Source organism: Sulfitobacter sp. IGS-18 (genome assembly GCF_059628195.1).
On the sequence record NZ_CM184556.1, the window covers coordinates 1,616,088 to 1,641,638 of the forward strand.

Here is a 25,551-nt window from a genome sequence, read left to right on the forward strand (position 1 = left end):
GAGAAAGTTGCAGTCGAACACTGACACCCGGGCCCGGAACAAGCCGCAGGCGCCGGGCCGTCTTGCGCTTCGCGTCACACTGGGCTCAGAGCAACCCTTCAATGCGCGCGGAACGATGGGTTGCTGGTCTGGCCGGCCCCCGATCTGACACAAAGCCGGTTGCGCAAGGCATCCAACAGAAAGGGGCCCCGCAAGCAGGGCCCCTTCGTCAATGCCAGCGATTTCAGACCGCGATCTTGCCGCCGCCCTTTTTGGTGACCACCACCACAGAGGGGCGCGGTGGCATGGCCGGGTCGAAGTCCGGCCAGCGGGTTGCCGGGTCTTCAAAGGTCGAGTCGCGCTCAAAACCCGCGAGGTCCTTGGTCCCGTCGGTACCGGGGTGCTGCACGGCCAGGAACAGCGTCTCACCGTTGTCGGTGAAGTAGGGGCCGCACATCTCGCCGCCCACGGGGCAGCGGAAGAACAGCTTTGACGTGCCGCGCGCCTCGCCTTCGGTCTCCAGTGCATAAAGCCCGTCCGACTTGCCCGTCTTGCCCCAGTTCGACCCCTGATCGGTAGAGATCCACAGCCGCCCGTCCGCGTCGATGACGCAGTTGTCGGGAGATCCGAACCAGCCGTTTTCCGAGGTTTCGGGGTTCCACTGTGCGCCCACCTCGGCAATTGCCGGATCGCCGCATTTCACCAGGATCGACCATGTGCCGCGGGTGGCCGAATGGTTGCCGCCGTCTTCCTTGATCTCGATGATATGGCCAAAGTTGTTCTCGGGGCGCGGGTTGGCGGCATTGGCCTCTTCGCGGCGCGAGTTGTTGGTCAGCATGATATAGGCGGTGCCGTCGCCGCGCGGCTGCGCGTCTTCGGGGCGGTCCATCGGGGTGGCACCGACCAGATCGGCAGCGATGCGCGTGTCGATCATCACATCGCCCTGGTCGTTGAAGCCGTTTTCAGCCGTCAGCGGCCCTTCGCCATGCACCAGCGGCAGCCATGTGACCGTACCGTCCTCGTCGAAACGCGCAACATAAAGCGTGCCTTCTTCCAGCAGCTTGGTATTGGCGGCGCGGTCGTCCGACACGGTGCCGTCAGAGACATATTTGTACTGATAATCAAAGCGGTTGTCGTCGCCCATGTAGATCACCAGCTTGCCATCCGAAGCGACAGTGGTTTCCGCGCCCTCGTGGCGGAACCGGCCCAATGCGGTGTGTTTGACGGGGGTGGAGGTCGGGTCCATCGGGTCCACTTCGACCACCCAGCCGAACTTGTTCGGCATGTTGGGCTCACGGTCGACGTTCCAGCGGTCGTGGGTCTTGCCCCAGGCATACCAGGCCCCCGGCACGCCGTAGCGCTTGTAAGAGACCGCCTCGGGGTTGGCGCTGTCGATCACCGGTTTGCCCTCGGCATCGACATTGTCGGTCCAGAAATAGCCGTGGAAGTTCTCTTCGGCCATCAGCCAGGTGCCCCAGGGGGTCAGGCCGCCCGCGCAGTTGTTGATCGTGCCGATCACCCTGGTGCCGGTGGGATCGTCATTGGTCATCAGCCGCGCATGGCCCGCGGCGGGGCCGCTCAGGGTCATTTCGGTGTCCAGCGGGGTGATGCGGCGGTTCATCTTGCCGTCGCGCACCACAGACCATTGGCCGTCTTCGCCTTGCGCGATCTCGACAACGGAGCCGCCGTGGGCGGCCATCTCGATGTCGATCAGCTCGGGCGTCATGCCAGAGAAACCGTCCCGGTCCTGGCGGCCCAGACCGGGGAACATGACTTCTTCATTGGTGTATTCGTGGTTGACGCAAAGCAGCCCGCGCGTGCCTTCGTCGTTCAGCGGGACAAAGCCCACATAGTCGTTGTTGTAGCCGAACTGCTTGAGCTGAGCCGCCGCCGTCTGGTTCATCACGTCGAATTCCGGCGCGTCGGCCATGATCGGATCGCCCCAGCGCAGCAGGATCTGCGCGTCATAGCCTTCGGCCACATGGTGGGTCTCGTCATTGCCCGCCGTCACCTCGTCAAAGACATAGCGGCTGCCGGCATCTGCCGCCTGCGCCTGTTTCGGCGCGATCAGCGCGGAGGTGCCGAACAGCGCCGTCGTGGCCGAGACACCCAGCATCCCGCGCAGCATGTCGCGGCGCCCGTAGCGGGCATTGATCACATCGCCGATGGTCCGGCCCAGGTTGGGGTTGGTCGGGATGTCATCGAAGGCTTCAAAGGCTTCGGCCTTGTTGCCGATGCTGGGGTCGTTGACGATGTCGCTGCGCTTCATTGCGGGAATCCTCTGGCTGTGTTTCGCTGCGCCGTCTTTGACGTCGAAGTGTTGTCGTTTCATGACAAAACTGACCTAAAATCCCGGCGATGTCCCGTGTCTTTGGTCATTCTCCGCAGGCAGCGGTGCCGGGCCTTGCGACAAGGGGGGCAAGCGGGCAAGCTGGCACCGGTCGCCCATCAGGGGCGACAATACAGGGAACGGTCGAAAATGATAACGCGTCGCGAGGTCTTGGGGCAGATGATTGCCGCCGGTGCCGGGCTTGGGCTGTCGGCGCGGCAGGGGATGGCGCAGGACCGCTATGATCAGGCGGCGCTGCTGGATTTCTACCCCCTTGGCGACATCACCCTGCTGCATTTCAGCGATCTGCGCGGCATGGTCCTCCCGCATCATCTGCGCCCTGCGGCGGTGCGTTATGGCCCTGACCGGGTGCCGAACCTGACGGGCGAGGCGCTGCGCATCCGCCACGGGATCGGCGGGCGCACCCCGATGGATGCCGCGATGACCGCCGAAGGCTTTGACGCGCTGGGTGCCATCTATGGGCCGATGGGCGGGCTGGCGCAATTGGCCACTGTCATCGGCGCGGTCCGCAGCGCGCGGCCCGGCGCCATCCTGCTGGACGGGGGCGGCAGCGGTACGGATCTGGCGGGGGCTCTGCTGAAACCGGATGCACAAAGTTTTGACCGCGCGGTGCCGCAGCCACCTCCCGGCGCGCTGGCCGCCAATGCGGAGGGCCAGCCGGATCACGCGGTTTTCACGCGGGGCGGGGCGCAGGTTGCCGTGATCGGCCTGGCCGATCCGCACCGTCCGGATACCGGGTTTTCGCTGGAGGGGCTGCAACTGGCCGTCGCCGCGCGCCGTGCCGCCGGGGCGGCTGTTGTCATCCTGCTGTCGCAGATGGGGTTTGAAGCGGACCGCGCCCTTGCCTCGGGGCTGGAAGGGGTCGATCTGATCTTTTCGGGGCGCTCGGGCCATGCCCTGCCAGAGCCGGAGGTGCTGGGCGGCACGCATATCGTCGCTTCCGGGGCGCAGGGCCGGTTCGTGACCCGCGTCGATATCGCGGTGAAGGACGGGCAGATGGCTGAACTCAGCCATGGGCTGATCCCGGTTTTCAGCGAGTTGATCAGGCCGGATGCCACGGCCCTGCAGGCCCTGGGCACGGAGGCGGATGCAGCGGTCGGCAGCGCCGCCGACATGCTGCATCATCGCGACAGTTTCAGCGGCACCTGGGAGGCGCTGATCGGGGATGCGATGCTGGCAGAGACGGGGGCCGACCTGGCGCTGGTGCCGCCCCTGCGCGCGGCAGAGACGATATTGCCGGGCCAGCCGATCCTGACGCGGCATCTGGCGCAGGTGGCGCAGGGGCGGCATCTGGTCAAGCGCCGCCTGACCGGAGCGGCCGTTGCGGTGCTGCTGGAAGCGGCGGCCCATGCGGCCTTTGCCGAAGACCCCTTTGCCCGGCAGGACAGCCGGATGATGCGGGCGGCGGGCCTGTCCTTTGCCATCGCGCCGGGGGCCCCCGAGGGCGCGCGCATTTCGGATCTGACCCTGCTTGCGGGCGGGCGCGCGCTGGATCCGGCGGAGGAGATCACGGTCGCCTTGCTGCAAGCGGGGGGCGGCACCGCGCTGGAACCGGCGCTGGCGCGCTACATCACCCGGCGCGGGCAGGTCACGGCCACCCCGGCACCGGTTGTCGTAAAGGGGTGAACCCTGCATCTGACGCCACCATGCCGGCATTCTGCCGACCCTTCGGGGCGTGCCGCCGGAACAGGCATTTCGAGGCTTTTAATCAATTGCGTCAGTCAGATCGCCCAAGCGGCGGAGCAAGGCGGACCGGCCCCCCTTGAACCCCCTCTGCGCCGCGACTAATCTCTGGGTAAGAGTTTGCGGGTATGGTCCAGCGAACGATAACGACAGGCAGAGACGATGAACGATCCATATGATACCTACATGAACACGCTGGTCCCCATGGTGGTCGAGCAGACCAGCCGGGGCGAACGCGCCTATGACATCTTCTCGCGCCTGCTGAAGGAGCGGATCATCTTTGTGAACGGTCCGATTCACAGCGGCATGAGCCACCTTGTCGTGGCACAGCTGCTGCACCTGGAGGCGGAAAATCCGTCCAAGGAAATCAGCATGTACATCAACTCCCCCGGGGGTGAGGTGACGGCGGGTCTGTCGATCTACGATACAATGCAATACATCAAGCCCAAGGTCTCGACCCTGATCTGCGGCATGGCGGCCTCCATGGGGTCGGTGATTGCGATCGGCGGCGAAAAGGGGCTGCGGTTCTCGCTGCCCAATGGCGAAGTGATGATCCACCAGCCCTCCGGCGGTTCGCAGGGCAAGGCAGAAGACATCCTGATTTCCGCGCGCCACATCGAACGCACCCGTGAACGGATGTACGAACTTTATGTCAAACACTCCGGCCAGACGTTGAAGGCCGTCCAGAAGGCGCTGGACCGCGACCTGTGGATGACCCCGGAAGAGGCCAAGGAATGGGGCCATATCGACGAGATCGTGGAAAGCCGCGGCAAGGCGGATGATCCCGACGCGCAGAAGAAAAAATAACACAGGTCCACACGCCCTCGCGACTGTGACGATTTTGCGATTGTGGCTGGGGGGGGCGTGGCCTAGGGTTGACCATACGAGTGGCGCGCATGCGCGTCGATTGAGCGAAAAAGCAGACCTGAAAGGGCTGACATGGCGAATAATTCCGGCGGTGACAGCAAGAACACCCTCTATTGCAGCTTTTGCGGTAAAAGCCAGCACGAGGTGCGCAAGCTGATTGCAGGCCCCACTGTGTTCATTTGTGATGAATGCGTCGAGCTTTGCATGGACATCATCCGTGAAGAGACCAAGGCGAGCGGGCTGAAGGCGACGGACGGTGTGCCGACGCCCAAGGACATCTGCGACGTGCTGGACGATTACGTGATTGGCCAGCAGAACGCGAAAAAGGTGCTCTCGGTTGCGGTTCACAACCACTACAAACGTCTGAATCACGCCCAGAAGGGCGGCGACATCGAACTGGCGAAATCCAACATCCTGCTGATCGGCCCCACCGGCTGCGGCAAGACGCTGCTGGCGCAGACGCTGGCGCGGATTCTGGATGTGCCTTTCACCATGGCGGATGCAACCACCCTGACCGAAGCCGGTTACGTGGGCGAGGATGTGGAGAACATCATCCTCAAGCTGCTCCAGTCCTCTGAATACAACGTGGAACGGGCGCAGCGCGGCATCGTCTATATCGACGAGGTCGACAAGATCACCCGCAAGTCGGAAAACCCCTCGATCACCCGCGACGTCTCGGGCGAGGGTGTGCAGCAGGCGCTGCTGAAGCTGATGGAAGGCACCGTGGCCTCGGTGCCGCCGCAGGGTGGACGCAAGCATCCGCAGCAGGAATTCCTGCAGGTGGACACGACCAACATCCTGTTCATCTGCGGCGGCGCCTTCGCCGGTCTTGACCGGATCATCGCGGCACGGGGCAAGGGCTCTGCCATGGGCTTTGGCGCCGACGTGCGCGACAAGGATGCGCGCGGCATTGGCGAGATCTTTACCGATCTGGAGCCTGAGGACCTGCTGAAATTCGGTCTGATCCCGGAATTTGTCGGCCGTCTGCCGGTTCTGGCAACGCTTGAGGACCTGGATGAGGACGCGCTTGTCACCATCCTGACCCAGCCCAAGAACGCGCTGGTCAAGCAATACCAGCGCCTGTTCGAGCTGGAAGACACTGCGCTGACCTTTACCGACGATGCGCTGAAAGCGATTGCCAAACGCGCCATCGAACGCAAGACCGGCGCGCGGGGCCTGCGCTCCATCCTGGAGGACATCCTGCTGGACACGATGTTCGAACTGCCGGGGCTGGATTCAGTGAATGAGGTCGTGGTCAACGAAGAGGCGGTGATGTCTGACGCCGCGCCGCTCATGATCCACAGCGACGCCGAGAAGGAATCGGCCACCGCCGGGTGATCCGTGAGGCGGAGCGCCAGAATGCGATTTGACTTGAAAAAGGGCGTGCCGGGTGGCGCGCCCTTTTTCATGCCATGAAACGAAGGCAACCCCGATGACAGCGCGGCTGACGCCATCCGGCTGATCGACAACAGGAGCAATGACAGAATGCAGCGTATTTTCTCAGGCGGCGCTTTTGAGCCGAAGATCGGCTATTGCCGCGCCGTGGTCGCGGGCGGCTTTGTGCATGTGGCCGGCACCGTGGGGCAGGGTGATGATGTGGTGGAACAATGCCGGTCCGCGCTTGACATCATCGGGCAGGCGCTAACCGAGGCGGGCGTGGGTTTTGCCGATGTGGTGCGGGTCACTTACATGTTGCCGGACCGGGCAGAGTTCGAACCCTGCTGGCCGCTGTTGCAGGCCACCTTCGGGGCGCATCCGCCCGCGGCAACGATGATCGAATGCGGGTTGATCGACCCGAAGTACCGGATCGAGATCGAGGTGACGGCGCTGGCCAGAGCCTGAGTTGTGTCTCAAGATAGACGCGATTGGCCCGGGTCCTTTTTCGCCGCTCACCTCCTTCCCGCCCAACAGTTCCTGTTGGGCCGCGCCGTTCCGCCCCCACGGGGCGGCGCGAAGCGCGGCAGGGTATCGGCGTTTCAAGTTTAAGGCGGGGCGCTTTAGAGGTTCAGGCAACTTCCTCGAACTGGCCGCCTAGGCGTTCCTGCACCTCTTTCGGGTCCAGGGGCGCCCATGTGCCTGATTTGGAAGAGATAAACCCGCCCTCGGCCAGTGCCGACTGCAGGGCGGGCATGTCCAGCTCGCCCATCCAGAGCCGCGGTTTGGCGGCACCCAGGGGTTTCCACGACCGGGCCAACTGGACGATTGTCAGCGGGGTGATCCCGGCGAAGGACATCAGATGTTGCTCAAGGTTGCGCGTGGCACCGGAGGGGCGGCGCACGACAATCGCTACCTGTGCCGCCGGATCAGCCACCATTGCCAGCAGATGCAGCGCCGATCCTTCGGCGGCAATGATCTGGCGGGCCGCCTTGTAGGTGGCGATCTGGCTGCGCAGATCGTGCTTTTCGGGGTGATAGATCACATAGCCCTCGGCGGAGAGCTCCGCCTCCAGCTCGGTTTCGCCCACCAGATTGCCCCGGCCCGAGGGCAGGCCGCTGCGGCTGATATAGAGCTTTTCCGGCCCTTCGGCGGGCACATCGCGGCCAAACCGCGCGGCAATCGCATCGCGGAACGGCTGGGTGCCGGTGATCATGGTGCCAAGGCCAAAGCCCTGACCCGGCACGATCAGCCGCTCGACCCGCGTGGGCGCGGTCAGGCTGACCACCGGGAGGTCACTGCCCATCAGTTCGACGAAATCCTTCTGGAACGGCTGCACTTCCTCGCCGGTCTTGGGCCGCTTGGGGACAAAGAGGATGCCGTCGATATCGGAGCCCAGGGTTTCCAGCGCCCAAAGCCGCGCGGTGCTTTCCACCAGGAAATGACCGAAATGCGCCCAAAGCACACCACCCCAAAGCCAGGTGCCCTCGCGCAGGGGCAAATCGCCTTGCGGCATCGGCGGTGCCACCGTCAACGCGCGCCCGTTGCGCCACAGCGCCCCGGCGCCGTGATAGCTGCCGTTGCTTTCCAGCACCCCAACAGGCTGGACAAAGCCGCTGTCGGCGGGTGGCACGACAATGGCCCCTTCAAGGGTTTGCTGATCGCAGGACCATCCCATGTCCGGCACCGGCGGGCGCAGGCTGGCGTCGAATGTGCAGGTCCAGACCTGGCGCGTGCAATGTTCCGGCACCTTGGCAAAGCCTGCGCGTTCCAGGATGGATTTGCATTCGCGCATCCCTTCCTTGCCATAGGCGGCGGGGTGGAATTCAAGAACGATGGCGCGGATGCCCTCAAGCGAGGCATGGCGCAGGAAATCCAGCTCTCCGCCTTCGATGTCCATCAACAGGACCGTCGGGGCAAAGTCGCGGCGCACCTCGTCATAGCGCGCGGTCGGCACCTCGACCCGCGTTGTGGCGCGTTTGTCCGTGTCGATGAGCGAGGAGCCAAGGTAGGAATTGCGGATGTGAAAGGCCACGGTTTCCGGCGGATTGGGCGCGCTGATCAGCACCTCGTTGCGGACCTCGATCCGGTCCTGCAGGTCGTTCAGCCGGTAGAGCGTGTTGATATGCTGGATCAGCCCGGGATTTGCCTCAAAGGACAGAACCTTTTCCGGCTTGCCGTTCCTTGCGGCAATCGCGCCGACCAGCCCGATGCCCGCACCCATTTCCAGAACCCGATCGCCGGGTCGGATGACCTCAAGCGCGCCGGCAATCTCCTGGCCCTCATAGCGCGCCGCATTGATCCGCTCGGCCCGTTCCGGGGTCATCATCGGGCTGTCGGGCACCTTGACGCCGTGACATTCAGCGACATGCTTGCGGGTCTTGCTCTTGGTGGCCATGGGTGTCTCCGTTTTCGAAACAATAAGGAGCATCGCCTGACAGGCCAATACGCGATGCAGGGGGGGCCACATGTCGCGCAGGAGGGAGTCTTTGCTGCAACACCCGCTGGACCCTGCGGCAGCGATGGTGCATAACAGCCCCAACAAGAGCGGAGAGTTTCATGGGCATTCTCAACACGATATTCCGGGCGCTGACTTGGTGGGACGGGCAGACGCTGAACACCCAGCTCTTCACCTGGCGCAAGGGCACCCGCGTGGGTGAGGATGACCAGGGCAACATCTATTACCGCAATGCCGACGATTCCAAGCGCTGGGTGATCTACAACGGCGACATGGAAGCCTCCCGCGTCAGCCCCGACTGGCACGGCTGGCTGCACCGCACCTGGGACGAGCCGCCCAGTGACAAGCCGCTGGTGCACAAGGCCTGGGAAAAACCCCATGTGGAGAACCTGACCGGCACCGCGCTGGCCTATGCGCCTGCGGGCTCGATCCGGCAGGCCCATCCAAAGGACCGGTCCGATTACGAGGCCTGGAGCCCGGAGTGATCCCGGCACCTCCGAAAGCGGTCAACATGATCAGATGTCTTGTTCTTGGTGCATGTCTTGCCCTGCCTGCCGCCGCGCAGGACGTGACCAGCGCCTCCGGCGCGGTGCTGCGTGCATTGGACAAGACCTCTGGCCACACCAGCGACATAGAGCTGCGTGCGGGCCAGTCGGCACGGCTGGGAAATCTTGATATCGTGTTGAACGAATGCCGCTATCCGGCGGGCAACCCATCCGGCGACGCCTTTGCAGAGCTTGAAATCTCGGAAACCGGCAAGACCGGCACGGTGTTTTCCGGCTGGATGATCGCATCCTCCCCGGCGCTGTCGGCGCTGGAGCATCGGCGCTATGACGTCTGGGTCATGCGCTGCACCACCTCCTGAAGCGGCAGAACCGGCGGTGCTGCAAAATCCGCATGGGCTGCCAGCGCCTTCTCCAGTCTCAGGTGATATTGCGCCCGCGTGATCTCTACCGCGCCGAGCGAGGCGAGATGATCGGTCAGGAACTGCGCGTCAAACAGTGAAAACCCCGCATCGCGCAGCCGTAGCACCGTTGCCGCAAGGGCCATTTTCGATGCATTGGTGCGGCGTGAGAACATGCTTTCGCCAAAGAACGCGGCCCCCAGGGTCACGCCGTAGACCCCGCCGACCAGCGTGCCCGCTTCGCGGATTTCAAGCGAATGCGCATTGCCCCTGGCGTGTAGCGCACTGTAAAGGCTTGATATTTCGGCGTTGATCCAGGTGTCGGTGCGGTCGGCACATGCGGCAACCACACCGGCAAAATCCTGATTGACGGTCACGTCAAAACCCGTCCGCCGCATCGCCTTGGCAAGGGACCGCGAAAGGTGGAACCCGTCCAGCGGGAGGATGCCCCGCCGCCGCGGATCGACCCAGAAAATCTCCGGGTCGTCGCGGTGTTCGGCCATCGGGAAAATGCCGATCCCGTAGCCGCGCAGCACCAGTTCCGGCGTCAGTTCCGTCATCGGCGTCAGCCGTCGCCGAGATTGGTTTCCAGCCAGTGTTCGAGCCAGTGAATGTTGTAGTTGCCGGTCTGAATGTCCTCTTCACCCAGCAGCGCGTGGAACAGCGGCACGGTTGTATCCACGCCATCCACGATCAGCTCGCCCAGGGCGCGGCCCAGCCGTGCCAGCGCTTCGGGCCGGTCGCGGCCATGTACGATCAGCTTGCCGATCAGGCTGTCGTAATAAGGCGGGATCGAATAGCCGTCATAAAGTGCGGAATCCATCCGCACCCCCAGGCCACCCGGCGCATGATACTGGGTGATCCGGCCCGGGCAGGGACGGAAATTGGGCAATTTCTCCGCATTGATGCGGACTTCGATCGCGTGGCCGTTGATCTTCAGGTCTTCCTGCTGGAACGACATGGGCAGGCCGCTGGCCACCCGGATCTGCTCGCGTACCAGATCAACCCCGAAGATGCCTTCGGTCACCGGATGTTCGACCTGAAGGCGGGTGTTCATCTCGATGAAGTAGAATTCCCCGTTCTCGTAAAGGAATTCGATGGTGCCCGCGCCGATATAGTTGATATCGGCCATGGCATCGGCGCAGGTCTTGCCGATGCGCGCGCGTTCCTCCGCGCTGATGGCGGGGCCGGGGGCTTCTTCGAACACTTTCTGGTGGCGTCGCTGCAGCGAACAATCGCGTTCGCCCAGATGCACCGCGCGCCCCTTGCCGTCGCCAAAGACCTGGATCTCGATATGGCGCGGAGTGGTGAGGTATTTCTCGATATAGACTTCGTCGTTGCCAAAGTTGGATTTGCCTTCCGCACGGGCGGTCTGAAAGGCACGTTCCATCTCGGCGGCAGAACCTGCCACCTTCATGCCCTTGCCGCCGCCGCCTGCGGTGGCCTTGATGATGACGGGGTATCCGATCTCTTCGCCCAGGCGCCTGGCCTCGTCCAGTGTCGCCACGCCGCCTTCAGAGCCCGGCACGCAGGGAACGCCCAGCTTGCGCATGGTTTCCTTGGCGGTGATCTTGTCGCCCATGATGCGGATATGTTCGGCAGTGGGGCCGATGAAGGTCAGCCCGTGATCCTCGATCACCTGCACGAATCCCGCGTTTTCCGACAGGAAGCCATAGCCGGGGTGGATCGCCTCTGCCCCGGTGATCTCGCAGGCGGCGATGATCGAGGGGATCGACAGATAGGATTGCGCAGAGGAGGGCGGGCCGATGCAGACGGATTCGTCGGCCATCCGCACATGCATGGCGTCGCTGTCGGCGGTCGAATGCACCGCGACGGACTGGATGCCCATTTCGCGCGCGGCACGGATCACGCGCAGCGCGATTTCACCCCGGTTTGCGACAAGAATTTTATTAAACATTGTCAGTGCCTTATTCGATAATCACCAGGGGCGCACCGAATTCGACGGCATCGCCGTCACCCACCAGGATGCGCTTGACGGTTCCGGAGCGCGGGGCGGGGATGTGGTTCATGGTTTTCATCGCCTCGACGATCAGCAGGGTTTCACCCTCTGACACGGATTTGCCGACCGTGACAAAGGCGGGCGCACCCGGTTCTGCCTGCATATAGACGGTGCCGACCATGGGCGACACGACTGCGCCGGGGTGGCTTGCCGGATCGTCCTCTGCCCCGGAGGCGGATGCTGCTGCGGGGGCATTCATCGGTGCGGGCGCGGGCGATGCCATCGGGGGCGGGGCTGCCTGAATTTGCTGGGGCGCCATGATCTGCTGCGGCGGTTTGCGGCTGACGCGCACATTCAGGCTGTCGTCCTCGGCATAGTCTCGCTTGACCTGAAGTTCTGTCAGGTCATTTTCGTTCAGCAGTTCCGCCAATGCCCGGATAAAGGCGACATCTGCGTCATGGGTGTTTTTGGTCATATATTCCTCGACGTTTCCCTCTTGTCCGGCGCTGCGCGGGCCGTGACGTTTTGCCCGGTTATAAGACATGGGTCCCCGCATTGAAAGCCGCCAGTTGTGGCGGGTGGCGACTGTCGGCATGTCGCGGGCAGCAGGTGATGACGAACCTGGCACATTGGCTGAGGCGGGCGGCAGCTTGCGTACCGGATGCCTCTGACCGCGCGCCCCGGACCGCCGGGCGATCCGGGGACGAAGTCAAAGGCGTGTCAGGAAGCGGGTTCCAGGACCCCGCAGGCCAGCCTTGCCCCGGTATTGCCGCCGGGCTGGGTGAAATGGTCATCCCCTTCGGCATGGATCATCACGCTGGCGCCATCTGAATCGAGCAAGCCGCTAGGTGTCTCTTCCAGCGAAACCGCGCTGGTGATCGCCTGCATCTCGCCGGTGCCATCCGCGCCGACATAGAGGTTCGGCAGATCGCCGGCATGTGGCCCGTCGGGGTGCAGCAGGCCATGCGCGTTGTCGGCGTCTCCGATATGCGGCCCGGCAGATTTGAACTCGGTTGCGGGGTCGCAGTCACCAATCTGGTGCAGATGTACACCTTTCGGCCCCGGCGCTGCGCCTTCGACCTTCAGGTGGATCAGGATGCCATTGGTGCCGGGGGTCACCGTGGCGGTGCCCAGAACGGTGCCGTCCAATGTCTTGATTTCCGCCGTGGCCACGGGCTCGGGGGCGCTGGCATGGCTGTCGGCCAGGGCGACACCGGCGATGAGCGACAAAGTGGAGGCGAGGGCGGGGAGGGTGTGTTTCATGGATTTGCTCCTTGCGATTGCTCGGGCCTGTTGGACCGTCGTAGGTCCAACGCATCGAGGCTCCATAGGGTTCATCGCTGGGGCAATTTCCCACCGGCGCTGGCGTGGCAGCTGTCGCAGAAATACCGAGCCAAACCGGTCCTTAACGGCAGTGCTGCGGCCTGCGGCCTTGATTCCGCGAGGGGGATTGGTCTGAAACCGAACTTTCGCCACAAGGCGCAAGCCGCATCACAGGCAATCCGCCCGGCCTGCGCCTCATGTCACAATGGGCGTGAAAGCCGGTGTGGCCGGACGCCTGACAACGGCATCCGGCGGGCGATCAGATCGCGAGGTATTCGGCGCGCAATTGTTCGTTTTCCAGCACTTCCTGCGCCGTGCCGTCAAAGACGATTCCCCCGGTATCGAGGATCACCGCACGGTCGGCCAGTTTCAGCGCGCGGATCGCGTTCTGCTCCACAAGGATCGTGGTGATGCCCTGCTCCTTGATGATCGCCAGTGTCTTTTCGATCTCGTCCACGATGACGGGGGCCAGCCCCTCATAGGGTTCATCCAGCAGCAAGACCTTGATGTCGCGGGCCAGGGCGCGGGCGATGGCCAGCATCTGCTGCTCGCCCCCCGACAGGGTGGTGCCTTCCTGATTCTTGCGTTCGCCCAGACGCGGGAACAGCTCGTAAAGCCGGTCCAGCGACCAGCCGATGGGCGGCGCGATCTGCGCCAGCTTCAGGTTTTCCTCAACCGTCAGGCCGGGAATGATACGGCGGTCCTCGGGCACCAGGCCCAGCCCCCATTGCGAGGCCTCATGCGCCTTCATCTTGTGCAAGGGCTTGTGGTCGAGCCAGATTTCCCCTTTGCGCACCTCGGGGGAGGCCAGTCGCGCGATGGCGCGCAGGGTCGATGTCTTGCCCGCGCCGTTGCGGCCCAGCAGCGCCAGGATTTCGCCCTCGTGCACGTTAAAGCTGATGCCCTGCACGATATAGCTTTCGCCATAATAGGCCTCAAGATCCCAGACCGACAGAAAGGCGGGGGCGGTGGCGGCGTGGTTGGCGTTCTTTTCGAGGGTTTGGGTGTTCATGAAACCTGTCCTTTGGCGGTCGGGTGGGGCAAGCCCGGTCTATGCGGCATCCTGGGATTCACCCAGATAGGCTTCGCGGACCTTGGGATGTCCCTTGATCTTTTCAGGCGTGTCTTCGACCAGCGGGGTGCCCTGCGCCAGCACGGTGATCCGCTCGGCCAGGGAGAACACCACATGCATGTCGTGTTCGATGATCGCGATGGTGATGTCGCGCTCGTCCTTGATGCGTTTCAGCAGGTCGATGGTGTTGTTGGTGTCGGCCCGCGCCATGCCCGCCGTGGGTTCATCCAGCAGCAGCAGGCGGGGGTCCTGTGCCAGGCACATGGCAATCTCAAGCCTGCGCTTGTCGCCCCGCGACATGGCGGCGGCATGCATCCCGCGCTTGTCGATCAGGTTCATGTCCTCCAGCATATGCTCCGCCTTTTCGACGATGTCGCGCTGGCTGGTCACCGATGTGATGGCGTTCAGCTCGAACGCGCCGTCGCGCTTGGCGAAACAGGGGATCATCATGTTTTCCATCACCGTCAGGTCGCCAAAGATTTCCGGCGTCTGGAACACGCGGCTGATGCCCATCTGGTTGATCTCATAGGGTTTTCGCCCCAGCACCGATTGCCCGTCGAACATGACGGACCCGGTATCCGGGATCAGCTTGCCCACCAGGCAGTTCAGCAGGGTGGACTTGCCCGCACCGTTGGGTCCGATGATCGCATGGCAGGAGTTTTCCGCCACGCTCAGGTTCACGTTGCTCAGGGCCTGCAGACCGCCAAAGCGTTTGCCCACGTTCTTGACTTCGAGAATTGCCATTGTGTCGGTCCTTATTCCGCAGGTGTCTTGGAGCCGTCAGGCGCGTCGTTCCTGGCACTTTTTCGGCGGAACAGCCGCGCGATGCGCTGGCCGCCCTCCACAAGGCCGCCGGGCAGGAAGATCACGACGATCATGAACATCAGGCCCAGGGTCAGGTTCCAGCCCTTGCCCACAAAGGGATGCACGATGACCACCAGGAAATCCTCGATCCCGTCCGGCAGGAAGGAAAACCAGCTGTGCAGCACGTTGTCGTTGATCTTGGAAAAGATGTTCTCGAAGTACTTGATGAAACCGGCGCCCAGCACCGGGCCGATCAGCGTGCCCGTGCCGCCCAGGATCGTCATCAGCACAACCTCGCCCGAGGCGGTCCATTGCATCCGTTCGGCCCCGGCAAGCGGGTCCATCGCGGCCATCAGCCCACCGGCCAGCCCGGCGTACATGCCCGAGATCACGAAGGCGGCCAGCGCATAGGGACGGGTGTTCAGGCCGGTATAGTTCATCCTTTGCTGGTTCGACTTCACCGCCCGCAGCATCATGCCAAAAGGCGAGCGGAAGATGCGGATGGCAAGGTAGAAGGTCAGCAGCATGATCACCGCACAAAAGTAGTAACCGGCGTTGAAGTCGAAGGACCAGTCGCCCAGACGCATGGTATAGGTGCTGCGCATCTCGACCAGGCCCAGCAGGTGCGGCACGCTTTCCCAGCTGTCGATCAGGACCTGCGGGTCCGAACGGTAGACCTGCAAGCCGGTTTCGCCATTGGTGATGGTGGTGCCAAAGAAGCGGCCCAGAAGGTCAGAGTAGCTGATCGCGAACATCATCTGGGCAAAGGCCAGCGTGAGGATCGAAAAGTAGATCCCGGACCGCCGCAGCGAGATGAAGCCGATCATCAGGGCAAAGACGCCCGAAATCACGATCGCCAGCGGCAGCCCCCAGATGATGTTGTAATCCAGCAGCTTGTACATCCAGACCACGGCATAGGAACCGACCCCGAGAAAGGCCGCATGACCAAAGCTGAGATAGCCGGTCAGGCCGAACAGGATGTTGAACCCGATGGCGAAGATGCCGAAGATCACAAAGCGCTGCATCAGGTCGGGATAACCCGCGTTGAATTGCGCCATGGCCGATCCCGCCGGGAAGGGGTTGAGCAGGAAGGGTGCGAAAAGCGTCAGGATGGCGACGATGATCAACAGGGCGGTGTCTCTTTTTGCGGTGCCGAACATGTCTTATTCCTCCATCACGCCCTTGCGGCCCATCAGGCCTCGGGGACGTGTCAGCAAGATGATGATTGCCACCACATAGATGATGATCTGGTCGATGCCGGGCAGGATCGCCTTGATCTCGTTCATCGAGGCAAAGGATTCCAGGATGCCCAGCATGAAGCCGGCCAGCACCGCGCCGGGCAGGGAGCCCATGCCCCCCACGACCACCACGACGAAGCTGAGCACGAGGAAATCCATGCCCATGTGGTAATTGGGTGAGTTGATCGGCGCATACATGACGCCCGCGAGGCCCGCGACGGCGGCGGCGATGCCGAACATGATGGTAAAGCGGCGGTCGATGTCGATGCCCAGCAGGCCCACGGTTTCGCGGTCCGCCATGCCGGCGCGGACGACCATGCCGAAGGTGGTGAATTGCAGAAAGGCAAAGACGGCCCCGATGATCACCGCCGAGAAGGCAAAGTAGACCAGCCGCCAATAGGGATAGGCAAGTGCTGTATCCAGCCCCAGCAGGGCGCCGAAGTCGAAACTGCCGCGGAAGGCGTCGGGCGCAGGCGTGGGGATCGGGTTGGCACCGTAGAAATACTTGATGACCTCCTGCAGCACGATGGCAAGGCCAAAGGTCACCAGGATCTGGTCGGCATGGGGGCGTTTGTAGAAATGCTTGATCAGCCCGCGTTCCATCACATAGCCGATCACCAGCATCACCGGGATGGCAAAGAGGATCGCCAGGGGCACCGACCAGTCGATGATCAGCCCGCCGATCTCGGGGCCGAACCAGTTCTCCATGATCGGGGTTTTCACCTCCAGCGGACGGCCAAGGAAATCCTTCTGCGTCTCGTCGATGCTGATGGTGCTGATTGTCAGGATCTTTTGCAGCGTCACCGAACAGAAGGCACCGATCATGAACAGGGCGCCATGGGCAAAGTTGACCACGCCCAATGTGCCAAAGATCAGTGTCAGCCCCAGGGCGATCAGCGCATAGGCCGACCCCTTGTCGAGACCATTAAGAATTTGAAGAAGGATAGCGTCCATGATCCCCACCCGAGGTATGCGCGCAGCCGCCGGTCGAAACCGGGGCTGGCGGGTCGTTTAAGAGGGAAGGGCGGGGAGTGTCCCGCCCTCCTGGTAGGTCCGGCTCAGGCGCCCGGGTTGCATTCGCCCAGGTCGCCACCGGCGAACATCGGGTGGTCGGGTTCGTATTCGACCTGCGCGCGCGGCGTGACTTCGACGATTTCCAGCGTGTCGTACTCATTGGACGGGTTCTCTGTCCCCTTCATGACAAGCACGTCCTTGAAACACTGGTGGTCGGCACCGCGATAGGTGGTCGGACCGTTGCCCATGCCGTCGAAGTCGAAATCTTCGAGCGCTTCGGCAACCGCGCAGGGGTTGAACGACCCGGCACGTTCGACCGCATCCGCATAAAGCAGCGTCTGCACGTAGCAGGTATGCGCGGAGTTCGAGGGCGGACGGCCATATTTTTCGCCAAAGGACTTGGTAAAGGCCTTGGAGCCTTCATCCTGAAGCTGCCAGTTCCAGTTCATCGACCCGATCACGCCCTGCACGTTCTTGCCCGCACCGGCGGCCATCAGTTCAGAGTAGAGCGGCACGACGATTTCGAACTTCTTGCCGTTCACTTCCTTGTTCAGCAGGTCGAACTGCACCGCGTTGGTCAGCGAGTTCACCATGTTCCCGCCGTAGTGGTTCAGAACCAGCACATCGGCACCCGAGTTCAGCACCGGCGCGATGTAGGACGAGAAGTCGGTGCTGGCCAGCGGCGTCAGCACGTTGTTGACGGTTTCCCAGCCCATCGCCTCGGTGGCGGCGGCCATGGATTCCTGCTGCGTCCAGCCCCAGGTGTAATCGGCTGTCAGGTGATAGGCCCGGCGGTCCTTGCCGTATTCCTTCGCCAGCACGGGTGCCAGGGCGGCACCGGACATATAGGCGTTGAAGAAGTGACGGAAACCGTTGGCTTTCTTGTCCTTGCCGGTGGTGTCGTTGGAGTGGGTAAGACCGGCCATGAAGATCACGCCCGCTTCCTGGCAGAGACCCTGAACCGCAACAGCCACGCCCGAGGACGAGCCGCCGTTGATCATGATGGCGCCGTCTTTTTCAATCATCGCCTTGGCGGATGCGCGGGCGGCGTCCGATTTGGTCTGGGTGTCGCCGGTCACGAAAGTGACCTTCTTGCCCAGAATGCCGTTCCCCTTCAGCGCCTTGGAGCTGAAAGTGTTCATCATCCCGCCGTCGCCTTCGCCGTTCAGGTGCTGGACAGCCAGCTCCTGGGCGCGCAGCTCGTCAAGGCCCTCTTCGGCATAGGGGCCGGTCTGCGGCACGTTGAAGCCGAATGTGACGGTGTCGCCGGTGGGCGCATTGGTAAACCCGGAATGGGCGTCAGCACGCAGATAGGTGGGCAGCGCAAGACCTGCACCGGCCACGGCGCTGGTTTTGATCAGACCACGACGTGTCAGTTTCGAAAATGACATGAATTCCTCCCGATTTGTAAACGCATGCCGGCTTCCTCCGTCCGACACACGCGGCACTATTGTGCAAATACTTTATCACCCGGCTTGTGAAACCCATCAATAAGTCCTTTTAAATTCTGCATAATCCTGTAAATATATTCGCAATGAGTTTATCGAGATTGTAAATATCATGATATTGCAGCGCAGAAACACGTTGAAATTGCACAGTTTTACCGGATGTTTTTGCCATGGCGCGTGAGGCGCTGACCGGCAGCCGGATCCGCGAAAGGCGGATCATGGCATCGCTCAAGCAGGCCGACCTGGCGCGCGCCATCGGGATCTCCGCCAGCTACCTGAACCTGATCGAACACAACAAGCGCAGAATCGGCGGCAAGCTGCTGCTGGACATCGCCGCCGCCCTGGAGGTGGAGCCGCAAACCCTGACCGAAGGGGCCGAAGCGACGCTGGTCGCCGCCCTGCGCGAAGCGGCCCATGAGGCGGGGTTGAGCGGGGCGGAAGCGGACCGGGCCGACGAATTCGCCGGGCGGTTTCCGGGCTGGGCCGATGTGCTGGCAGGCACCCGCCGCCGCCTCGACGCGCTGGAGACCACGGTGGAGGCGCTGACCGACAGGCTGGGCCATGACCCGCATCTGGCGGCCTCCATCCACGAGCTTCTGACGACGGCTGCCGCGATCCGCTCCACCGCCTCGATCCTGGCAGAGACCAAGACGCTGCAACCGGAATGGCGCGACCGGTTTCATGCCAACCTGAACGAAGACAGCGACCGGCTGTCCGCCAGCGCGCAGAATCTGGTGGCCTATCTTGATGCGGAACCCGGGGCGGAGGATGCCGCCAGTTCCCCGCAGGAAGAGGTGGAGGCTTTCCTCTCTGCGCGCGATTTCAGTTTCGAGATGCTTGAGGGCGCCGCCGACACCGATGCGCTGATCAGTGGGATGCTGGCGGACGATCCTGTCCTGCGCACGCCTGCCGCGCTTTTCATCGCCCGTATCGTCCTGCGCCAGATCGCGCGGGATGCCGCACAGCTGCCCCTTGCCCGTCTGCGCGCCGCCCTTGCGGTCTCGGGGGTGGATCCGGTTGCGCTTGCGCGCGCGCTGGATCAGCCGGTCGGGCGGGTGCTGCGCCGGCTTGCCGCGCTGCCGGAGCTTGAGGCCGGGATGATCGTCTGCGACCGCTCCGGCACGGTCACCTTTCGCAAGACGGTGGATGGTTTTTCGGTGCCGCGCCACGGTGCCTGCTGCCCGCTTTGGCCCCTGTTTGCGGCGCTTGGGCAACCGGGCACGATCATCGCGCAACGGGTCAGCCAGCTGGGCCGGGCGCAGGCGCAGTTCCAGTGCTATGCGGTCAGCGAACCGGTGACGCCCCAGGGCTACAACGCCCCGCCGCTGGTACATGCCATGATGCTGCTGCTGCCGGTGCCGGAAGGCGGCACATTCGGGCTTCCGGTGGGGGCAACCTGCCGGGTCTGCCCGCATGAGAACTGCAGCGCCCGGCGCGAACCGTCGATCCTCAGCGCCGGGGCCTGAGCCTGGCACAACCGTGGCACGCGCCCCTGGCCCTTTCGCTCAAACCTTTGCGGTCGCAGGCAAATTCGGAGCTTTGACAGGTCGCATCTTCCGGTGCATGTTGAAGCGCGGCCGCAACAGGCCGCATGGGGAGGGAAAACCGCGCATGAGCAAACATGTCGTTTTGGTGGAGGACGAGCTGAACATCGCCGAAGCGATCCGCTTTGTCCTGTCGAATGACGGATGGCGGGTGGAGACATTGGCAAACGGGCTGAACGCGGTGGAGGTGATCCGCAAGGCCCGCCCGGATCTGGTTTTGCTGGATGTGATGTTGCCGGGCCGCAGCGGGTTCGAGATATTGCATGATCTGCGGGCCGATCCGGCCTTTGCCGATCTGCCGGTGATGATGCTGACCGCCCGCGGCCAGAGCCGCGACCGCGAAATGGCCCGCAAGGCCGGGGTGAGCAAATTCATGACCAAACCCTTTTCCAATGCCGAGATGCTGGAGGCCGTGCGCGAACTGACGGCCTCTGCCTGAGGGCCGGGATGCCCGCGCGACGCCTGTTTCTTGAACGGCGCAGCTACCGGATGCGCCGGGCGATGGATGCCGTGCGCCTGTTGCCCTTCGTGGGGCTGGCCCTGTGGATGGTGCCGCTGCTCTGGGCGGTGCCGGGCGACGGGCAGGGCGCGCCGATCCCGATGTCCTCCGCCCTGCGCTATCTCTTCGGGGTCTGGGTGGTGCTGATCCTCGGGGCGCTGGGCCTGTGGTGGCGCACCGGGCGCGGTGCCGCAGAGGATGGCGCGGACGATCCGCCCCGGCCGCGCTGATGGTGGCACTGAACGAACTTGTCATTGTCTGTCTGGCCTATGTGGCCGGCTTGTTCCTTGTCGCCTTCCTGGCAGAGCGCGCGGCGCTGCGGGGCAACGGCGGCGCGCTGCTGCGTTCTCCGCTGGTCTATACGCTGTCGCTGTCGATCTACTGCACGGCCTGGACGTTTTACGGTGCCGTCGGCTATGCGGCGCGCTCGGGGCTGGAATATGTCACCATCTATCTTGGCCCCAGTCTGGTGATGATCGGCTGGTGGTGGGGCCTGCGCCGGCTGGTGCGGATCGGGCGCAGCCAGCGGGTCACCTCCATCGCCGACCTGATTTCAAGCCGCTATGGCAAGTCCAACAGCCTGGCGATCATCGTGACCCTGATGGCGGTGATCGGTGTCACCCCTTACATTGCGCTGCAATTGCAGTCGGTCGTCCTGTCGCTGTCGATCTTCGCGGCAAACGGGGAGGGCGGCAGCTACAACCCGGTCAGCGCGGCCCTGTGGGTGGCGGCAGGGCTGGCGCTGTTTACGGTGCTTTTCGGCACAAGGAACCTCAACGTCAACGAACGCCACCACGGCGTGGTGATCGCCGTGGCGGTGGAGGCCATCGTGAAACTTGTCGCCTCGCTGGCCGTGGGCATTTTCGTGGTCTGGAGCCTTGGCGGCGGGGTGGAACAGACGCTGGCACGGGTCGATGCCTCGGCCATCGGGGAATGGCAGGTGCAGGGCGGACGCTGGGCCACGCTGACGCTCTTGTCGGCGGCGGCCTTTGTCTGCCTGCCGCGCATGTTTCAGGTCATGGTGGTCGAGAATGACGAGGAACGGCATCTGCAGATCGCCTCCTGGGCCTTTCCGCTTTACCTGATGCTGATGAGCCTCTTTGTGGTGCCCATCGCGGTGGTGGGGCTGGACCTGATGCCGCCCGGGTCAAACCCTGATCTCTTTGTGCTCAGCCTGCCGCTGAGCCAGGGGCAGAACGGGCTGGCGATGCTGTCTTTCCTGGGCGGATTTTCATCGGCCACCTCGATGGTGATCGTGGCCACGCTGGCCCTCTCCACCATGGTGTCGAACCATATCGTCATGCCGATCTGGCTCAGCACCCGGCATGGCAGCGCGGTGCAATCGGGCGATGTCAGGCAGGTGGTCCTGCTGGCGCGGCGGCTGTCGATCCTGCTGATCATCGCGCTTGGCGTGCTCTATTACCGCATCTCCGGCGGCAGCGCCGCGCTTGCCGCCATCGGCACGATCTCTTTCGGCGGGGTGGCGCAGTTCCTGCCGGCACTTCTGGGGGGGATATTCTGGCGCGGCGCCACGCGGTCGGGCGCGCTTTGCGGTCTCGGGATCGGCTTTGCCATCTGGGTGTTTACCATGCTCTTGCCCAGTTTCGGCGTCGGGGCCGCGCTCTCGGCAGAGATCTTCAACCAGGGTCTCTGGGGGCAAAGCTGGCTGCGGCCGCAGGCACTGTTCGGGATCTCGGGGCTGGACCCGACGGTGCATGCGGTGGTCTGGTCGCTGTCGCTGAACGCGCTGGCCTTCGTCGCGGTCTCCATTGTCAGCTTTCCCGACCCGATCGAACGTCTTCAGGGCGCGCAGTTCGTGAACGTGCTGGAACATTCCGGCCCGGCGCGCAACTGGACCGCCTCCGTGGCGGGCAGCGAGGACCTGATGATCATGGCGCAGCGTATCCTCGGCGCGCCCGAGGCGCAGGCCTTCTTCCGGGCCGAGGCCGAGGCCCAGGGCATCACCGGCGGCCTGCCGGAACCGACACCCGCCTTTGTGCAGGCGCTGGAGCGGGAGCTGGCAGGTTCCGTCGGGGCCGCGACGGCCCATGCCATGGTCAGCCAGATCGTCGGTGGCACCTCTGTTTCGGTGCAGGACCTGCTGGCGGTGGCGGACGAATCCGCCCAGATGCTGGAATATTCCAACCAGCTTGAGCAGAAATCCCGCGAATTGACCGAAACCGCGGCCAAACTGCGCAGCGCCAATGAAAAGCTGACCCAGCTTTCCCTGCAAAAGGATGGGTTCCTCAGCCAGATCAGCCATGAGCTGCGCACGCCGATGACCTCGATCCGGTCGTTTTCCGAAATCCTGCGCGATGCGGGCAAACTCTCGGAGGCCGACAAGACGCGCTATGCCTCCATCATCCATTCGGAGACCCTGCGCCTGACCCGTCTGCTGGACGAACTTCTGGACCTGTCGGTGCTGGAAAACGGGCAGGTGACCCTGCGCATGGGGCAGGACAGGCTGAGCGACATCATGGACCGCGCGGTGACAACGGCGCTGGCCGGGGCAGGGCCTGCGCTGGCGGTGCGGCGTGAAACCGAAGCGCCCGATATCGTGCTGCACACCGATATCGACCGTCTGGTGCAGGTCTTCATCAACCTTGTCTCCAACGCGCGCAAATATTGCGACGCGGCAGAACCTGCGCTGACCATCCGCACCAGCCGACATGCCGGTGGCCTGTGGATCGACTTTGTCGACAACGGCAGCGGGATCGACGCGGACGTGCAATCGGTCATCTTCGAAAAGTTCTTTCGGATCAGCGGGGAAGAGGCCGAGGGCGTGGGCCTTGGCCTTGCCATCTGCCAGGAGATCATGTCGCGGCTCGGCGGGCAGGTGATCTATCTGCCGATCGAAAACGGAACCGCCTTCAGGGTCAGCCTGCCGCAGAGCGTTCTGGTGCAGGAAACCGGAAATCCGGGCAAGACGGCGGTGTCTTAAAGGGCTGCTGAAAAACGCCGGGTATTGTCGTTGGGGAGGGAAATTGTTCCTTGCAAAGGCGTTTGTTCGGATCACAGAGGGACGCGCCCGACACTGGGAGGGCGCGTTCCAGACGTTTGAACAGCGTGCCGCGCTGCAAATACTCTGTGCTGTCAATGATTTGCGTGACGTTGCAAAAGCGCCCTCCCGTGGGGAGGGTCGGGCGCGGCCCGGGCTTTCAGCCCGCGCCAAGCGTTGTGGCGACCGCATCGACGAACAAGTTCCCAGTTGCGGCTTGGAAAATCGCATACACACTTGTTTTTCAGCGGCCTGTTAAAGGGCTTGGTAACGGGTTTGACGTTAAGGCTGTGGCAATGATGCGCGCATGAAGGGTGGCCATGGGGCAAGCTCGACAAAATTCAGACCCTGGGGAAGGCTCCGTTCTGCGGCGCAAGACCGACCGGGGGCGCGCCAGCCATCAGGCCCGCGCGATGACTTTGGCCAAATCCCTGCGCCTTGGCCTGGCGAAGGTGGCGGATGAGCTGTTTGACCTGGCGCTGGCCGCCCTTGCCATCCGGGTGGCAGAGGTGGCGGGTGATGAGGTGCAGGATCACTTTGACGCGCAGCACCTGTTGATCCTGCTTGATGGTCCCGATGGGCGGCCCGCGGCGGCGGCGCTGGACCCTTTGCTGGTCGGCGCGCTGATCCAGCAGCAGACCATGGCGCAGGTATTGCCCGATGCCGGGGGCGATCCGCGCCCGATGACGGATACCGATGCGGCCATCACCGCCCCTTTCGTGAATGCGCTGATCAGCCGGGCGGCGGCGCTGCCCGACGCGCCCACGGACAAGCGGCTGCTGGCGGGATATGCCTTTGGCAGCCGGGTCGATACGCCGCGCCTGCTGTCCCTGGCGCTTGAGGCACAGGCGTATCGCCTGATCACCCTGACCGTGGATATTGCGGGCGGCCTGCGGCAGGGCCAGATCCTGTTCTGCATGCCGGAACCGGATGATGCCACGGCACAGCACCCCACGGCGCAGGAGGGGCAGGAGGCTGCCAGCAGGGCTGAACAGCGCCCCGCCACATTGTCGGAATCGGTGCTGGCGCTGGATGTTGCACTGGACATCGCGCTGGCGCGGCTGCGCATGCCGCTGGCAAAACTGGGCCGGTTGCAGGTGGGCGATCTGCTTGACCTGAACGGGGCGCGCTTTGACCGGGCAGAGGTGCTCAGGCCCGGCGGCGGCACGCTGGCGCGTGGTATGCTGGGGCAGCTGGACGGATGCCGTGCGCTGCGGATCGTGCCGGCCAAACCGGCGGCGCAGACCCCCCGCCGCCGCGCCAGCGACCGGGCGGAGCTGGATCAGCGCGAGCCTGAACCGCTGCCGCAGGCGGGCATGCCAGCGTCGGAGCCGCCGGAGATGCAGGCTTTGGATGTGAGCCCCGCAGGTGCCGATGCCATGCCCGACCTGCCGGATTTGTCCGACCTGCCGGAACTGGATCTGTCAGACATGAGTGACCTGCCCGAACTTGACGATCTGCCTGACCTGGACGATCTGCCCGGGCTTGACGACCTGCCTGACCTGGACGACCTGCCAGAGCTGGACGATCTGCCCGACCTGTCAGAGCGCAAGGCAGGCTGAACGATCAGGTGAAAGGGGCGTCCAGCGTCGGCCGGATGTTGGAGATGTCATAGCCACCCGCGCGGGCGGCGGCGACGATCTCCTCCGCCGGCATCCGCCCGGCCTGACCCAGCGCCCAGGCGATGGTGGACCGTGTGCCGGAGGCGCAATAGGCCAGCACCACATCATCCGTGTCTGCCCCCAACGCGCGGTTTTGCCCGATCACTTCCGGCACCATGGTCTGATGGGTCAGCGGTTGCAGCGCAAAGCCGATGCCGGCCGCTTCGGCGGCGGCCCGGATGGCGGCGGCCTGGTGGCTGGGCGGCACCTCGGCGTCCGGGCGGTTGCACAGGATGCGGGTGATGCCCGCAGCGCGAATGGCCTCCATGTCCGACGGATCGATCTGGGGGGCCACGAAATAGCGGGGGGTGAGTTGTCGAATGTCCATGGGATGATTTACGCAGACCGTTGCCTTCTGTCCAGCGATGCGATGCG

General features: G+C 63.7%; 23 protein-coding genes. 11 read left to right on the top strand and 12 right to left on the bottom strand.

The annotated features are described in order from the left end of the window. Positions 1 to 223 precede the first annotated feature (223 nt). Complete coding sequence (locus ACWNZ3_RS07725; protein ID WP_496901740.1) at positions 224 to 2,248, bottom strand: PhoX family protein; 2,025 nt, start codon at positions 2,246 to 2,248, stop codon at positions 224 to 226. A gap of 210 nt (positions 2,249 to 2,458) precedes the next feature. Here ACWNZ3_RS07725 and ACWNZ3_RS07730 point away from each other — a divergent pair, with 210 nt between their 5' ends. From ACWNZ3_RS07730 to ACWNZ3_RS07745, 4 genes are all read left to right on the top strand, one after another. Then, a complete protein-coding gene (locus ACWNZ3_RS07730) occupies positions 2,459 to 3,955 on the top strand; it encodes a 5'-nucleotidase C-terminal domain-containing protein (RefSeq protein WP_496901741.1) in 1,497 nt (498 codons plus the stop codon). Positions 3,956 to 4,174: 219 nt separating this feature from the next. Further along, positions 4,175 to 4,819, top strand: coding sequence for an ATP-dependent Clp protease proteolytic subunit (locus ACWNZ3_RS07735; protein ID WP_269364423.1), 645 nt, complete (start codon positions 4,175 to 4,177; stop codon positions 4,817 to 4,819). Positions 4,820 to 4,951: 132 nt separating this feature from the next. Next, positions 4,952 to 6,217, top strand: coding sequence for an ATP-dependent Clp protease ATP-binding subunit ClpX (gene clpX, locus ACWNZ3_RS07740; RefSeq protein ID WP_269364422.1), 1,266 nt, complete (start codon positions 4,952 to 4,954; stop codon positions 6,215 to 6,217). Between the two features lie 147 nt (positions 6,218 to 6,364). Then, complete coding sequence (locus ACWNZ3_RS07745; RefSeq protein ID WP_114273319.1) at positions 6,365 to 6,721, top strand: RidA family protein; 357 nt, start codon at positions 6,365 to 6,367, stop codon at positions 6,719 to 6,721. Between the two features lie 163 nt (positions 6,722 to 6,884). On the opposite strand, the gene ACWNZ3_RS07750 is transcribed toward ACWNZ3_RS07745, so the two are convergent. Then, positions 6,885 to 8,651: an FkbM family methyltransferase gene (locus ACWNZ3_RS07750; protein WP_496901742.1), complete on the bottom strand. Its 1,767-nt coding sequence runs from the start codon at positions 8,649 to 8,651 to the stop codon at positions 6,885 to 6,887. Between the two features lie 161 nt (positions 8,652 to 8,812). On the opposite strand from ACWNZ3_RS07750, the gene ACWNZ3_RS07755 reads away from it, so the two are divergent. Further along, on the top strand, positions 8,813 to 9,196 hold the full coding sequence (locus ACWNZ3_RS07755) for an NADH:ubiquinone oxidoreductase subunit NDUFA12 (protein ID WP_114273317.1): 384 nt from the start codon (positions 8,813 to 8,815) through the stop codon (positions 9,194 to 9,196). A gap of 26 nt (positions 9,197 to 9,222) precedes the next feature. After that, a complete protein-coding gene (locus ACWNZ3_RS07760) occupies positions 9,223 to 9,576 on the top strand; it encodes a DUF2155 domain-containing protein (protein WP_269364417.1) in 354 nt (117 codons plus the stop codon). Here ACWNZ3_RS07760 and aat read toward each other — a convergent pair. The 9 genes from aat to ACWNZ3_RS07805 form a co-directional block, all read right to left on the bottom strand. Next, entirely contained in the window at positions 9,540 to 10,175 is a 636-nt protein-coding gene (gene aat / locus ACWNZ3_RS07765; protein ID WP_274575320.1) for a leucyl/phenylalanyl-tRNA--protein transferase, read from the bottom strand. The genes ACWNZ3_RS07760 and aat overlap by 37 nt on opposite strands. Before the next feature lie 5 nt (positions 10,176 to 10,180). Further along, positions 10,181 to 11,533, bottom strand: coding sequence for an acetyl-CoA carboxylase biotin carboxylase subunit (accC, locus tag ACWNZ3_RS07770; RefSeq protein ID WP_496901743.1), 1,353 nt, complete (start codon positions 11,531 to 11,533; stop codon positions 10,181 to 10,183). Positions 11,534 to 11,543: 10 nt separating this feature from the next. Next, entirely contained in the window at positions 11,544 to 12,050 is a 507-nt protein-coding gene (accB, locus tag ACWNZ3_RS07775; protein ID WP_269364411.1) for an acetyl-CoA carboxylase biotin carboxyl carrier protein, read from the bottom strand. Between the two features lie 245 nt (positions 12,051 to 12,295). Continuing rightward, positions 12,296 to 12,838 carry a superoxide dismutase family protein gene (locus ACWNZ3_RS07780; RefSeq protein ID WP_496901744.1) on the bottom strand — a complete coding sequence of 181 codons (543 nt, stop codon included), beginning with the start codon at positions 12,836 to 12,838 and terminating at the stop codon, positions 12,296 to 12,298. Positions 12,839 to 13,157: 319 nt separating this feature from the next. Further along, positions 13,158 to 13,910, bottom strand: a complete 753-nt coding sequence (locus tag ACWNZ3_RS07785) for an ABC transporter ATP-binding protein (protein WP_269364407.1) — start codon at positions 13,908 to 13,910, stop codon at positions 13,158 to 13,160. 39 nt (positions 13,911 to 13,949) lie between these two features. Continuing rightward, the gene (locus ACWNZ3_RS07790; protein ID WP_269364405.1) at positions 13,950 to 14,714 is read right to left on the bottom strand and encodes an ABC transporter ATP-binding protein; all 765 of its coding nucleotides are present in this window, start codon (positions 14,712 to 14,714) and stop codon (positions 13,950 to 13,952) included. Between the two features lie 11 nt (positions 14,715 to 14,725). Beyond that, the gene (locus ACWNZ3_RS07795) at positions 14,726 to 15,934 is read right to left on the bottom strand and encodes a branched-chain amino acid ABC transporter permease (RefSeq protein WP_274575316.1); all 1,209 of its coding nucleotides are present in this window, start codon (positions 15,932 to 15,934) and stop codon (positions 14,726 to 14,728) included. Between the two features lie 3 nt (positions 15,935 to 15,937). Next, positions 15,938 to 16,966, bottom strand: coding sequence for a branched-chain amino acid ABC transporter permease (locus ACWNZ3_RS07800; protein ID WP_114273310.1), 1,029 nt, complete (start codon positions 16,964 to 16,966; stop codon positions 15,938 to 15,940). Between the two features lie 104 nt (positions 16,967 to 17,070). Continuing rightward, positions 17,071 to 18,417, bottom strand: a complete 1,347-nt coding sequence (locus ACWNZ3_RS07805; RefSeq protein ID WP_269364399.1) for a substrate-binding protein — start codon at positions 18,415 to 18,417, stop codon at positions 17,071 to 17,073. 227 nt (positions 18,418 to 18,644) lie between these two features. On the opposite strand from ACWNZ3_RS07805, the gene ACWNZ3_RS07810 reads away from it, so the two are divergent. The 5 genes from ACWNZ3_RS07810 (at position 18,645) to ACWNZ3_RS07830 (ending at position 25,077) form a co-directional block, all read left to right on the top strand. Next, a complete protein-coding gene (locus tag ACWNZ3_RS07810; protein ID WP_496901745.1) occupies positions 18,645 to 19,940 on the top strand; it encodes a short-chain fatty acyl-CoA regulator family protein in 1,296 nt (431 codons plus the stop codon). 145 nt (positions 19,941 to 20,085) lie between these two features. After that, positions 20,086 to 20,457: a response regulator transcription factor gene (locus ACWNZ3_RS07815; RefSeq protein WP_114273307.1), complete on the top strand. Its 372-nt coding sequence runs from the start codon at positions 20,086 to 20,088 to the stop codon at positions 20,455 to 20,457. Between the two features lie 8 nt (positions 20,458 to 20,465). Then, positions 20,466 to 20,747: a hypothetical protein gene (locus ACWNZ3_RS07820; RefSeq protein ID WP_496901746.1), complete on the top strand. Its 282-nt coding sequence runs from the start codon at positions 20,466 to 20,468 to the stop codon at positions 20,745 to 20,747. Beyond that, on the top strand, positions 20,747 to 23,458 hold the full coding sequence (locus ACWNZ3_RS07825) for an ATP-binding protein (RefSeq protein ID WP_496901747.1): 2,712 nt from the start codon (positions 20,747 to 20,749) through the stop codon (positions 23,456 to 23,458). Before ACWNZ3_RS07820 ends, ACWNZ3_RS07825 begins: the two co-directional genes overlap by 1 nt. A 470-nt stretch (positions 23,459 to 23,928) precedes the next feature. Further along, complete coding sequence (locus ACWNZ3_RS07830) at positions 23,929 to 25,077, top strand: FliM/FliN family flagellar motor switch protein (protein ID WP_496901748.1); 1,149 nt, start codon at positions 23,929 to 23,931, stop codon at positions 25,075 to 25,077. Positions 25,078 to 25,081: 4 nt separating this feature from the next. Here ACWNZ3_RS07830 and ACWNZ3_RS07835 read toward each other — a convergent pair whose 3' ends face one another. Continuing rightward, on the bottom strand, positions 25,082 to 25,504 hold the full coding sequence (locus tag ACWNZ3_RS07835; protein WP_496901749.1) for a protein tyrosine phosphatase family protein: 423 nt from the start codon (positions 25,502 to 25,504) through the stop codon (positions 25,082 to 25,084). Between the last annotated feature and the right edge of the window lie 47 nt (positions 25,505 to 25,551).

Bases quoted from the DNA above. Each gene is read 5' to 3' on its own strand.
- ACWNZ3_RS07830 (WP_496901748.1), top strand. From the start codon at position 23,929: ATGACTTTGGCCAAATCCCTGCGCCTTGGCCTGGCGAAGGTGGCGGAT.
- aat (WP_274575320.1), bottom strand. From the start codon at position 10,175: ATGACGGAACTGACGCCGGAACTGGTGCTGCGCGGCTACGGGATCGGC.
- ACWNZ3_RS07730 (WP_496901741.1), top strand. From the start codon at position 2,459: ATGATAACGCGTCGCGAGGTCTTGGGGCAGATGATTGCCGCCGGTGCC.
- ACWNZ3_RS07810 (WP_496901745.1), top strand. From the start codon at position 18,645: ATGGCGCGTGAGGCGCTGACCGGCAGCCGGATCCGCGAAAGGCGGATC.
- ACWNZ3_RS07760 (WP_269364417.1), top strand. From the start codon at position 9,223: ATGATCAGATGTCTTGTTCTTGGTGCATGTCTTGCCCTGCCTGCCGCC.
- ACWNZ3_RS07805 (WP_269364399.1), bottom strand. From the start codon at position 18,417: ATGTCATTTTCGAAACTGACACGTCGTGGTCTGATCAAAACCAGCGCC.
- ACWNZ3_RS07780 (WP_496901744.1), bottom strand. From the start codon at position 12,838: ATGAAACACACCCTCCCCGCCCTCGCCTCCACTTTGTCGCTCATCGCC.
- ACWNZ3_RS07785 (WP_269364407.1), bottom strand. From the start codon at position 13,910: ATGAACACCCAAACCCTCGAAAAGAACGCCAACCACGCCGCCACCGCC.
- accC (WP_496901743.1), bottom strand. From the start codon at position 11,533: ATGTTTAATAAAATTCTTGTCGCAAACCGGGGTGAAATCGCGCTGCGC.
- ACWNZ3_RS07820 (WP_496901746.1), top strand. From the start codon at position 20,466: ATGCCCGCGCGACGCCTGTTTCTTGAACGGCGCAGCTACCGGATGCGC.
- ACWNZ3_RS07745 (WP_114273319.1), top strand. From the start codon at position 6,365: ATGCAGCGTATTTTCTCAGGCGGCGCTTTTGAGCCGAAGATCGGCTAT.
- ACWNZ3_RS07835 (WP_496901749.1), bottom strand. From the start codon at position 25,504: ATGGACATTCGACAACTCACCCCCCGCTATTTCGTGGCCCCCCAGATC.
- ACWNZ3_RS07800 (WP_114273310.1), bottom strand. From the start codon at position 16,966: ATGGACGCTATCCTTCTTCAAATTCTTAATGGTCTCGACAAGGGGTCG.
- clpX (WP_269364422.1), top strand. From the start codon at position 4,952: ATGGCGAATAATTCCGGCGGTGACAGCAAGAACACCCTCTATTGCAGC.
- ACWNZ3_RS07755 (WP_114273317.1), top strand. From the start codon at position 8,813: ATGGGCATTCTCAACACGATATTCCGGGCGCTGACTTGGTGGGACGGG.
- ACWNZ3_RS07725 (WP_496901740.1), bottom strand. From the start codon at position 2,248: ATGAAGCGCAGCGACATCGTCAACGACCCCAGCATCGGCAACAAGGCC.
- ACWNZ3_RS07750 (WP_496901742.1), bottom strand. From the start codon at position 8,651: ATGGCCACCAAGAGCAAGACCCGCAAGCATGTCGCTGAATGTCACGGC.
- ACWNZ3_RS07795 (WP_274575316.1), bottom strand. From the start codon at position 15,934: ATGTTCGGCACCGCAAAAAGAGACACCGCCCTGTTGATCATCGTCGCC.
- ACWNZ3_RS07790 (WP_269364405.1), bottom strand. From the start codon at position 14,714: ATGGCAATTCTCGAAGTCAAGAACGTGGGCAAACGCTTTGGCGGTCTG.
- ACWNZ3_RS07815 (WP_114273307.1), top strand. From the start codon at position 20,086: ATGAGCAAACATGTCGTTTTGGTGGAGGACGAGCTGAACATCGCCGAA.
- ACWNZ3_RS07735 (WP_269364423.1), top strand. From the start codon at position 4,175: ATGAACGATCCATATGATACCTACATGAACACGCTGGTCCCCATGGTG.
- accB (WP_269364411.1), bottom strand. From the start codon at position 12,050: ATGACCAAAAACACCCATGACGCAGATGTCGCCTTTATCCGGGCATTG.
- ACWNZ3_RS07825 (WP_496901747.1), top strand. From the start codon at position 20,747: ATGGTGGCACTGAACGAACTTGTCATTGTCTGTCTGGCCTATGTGGCC.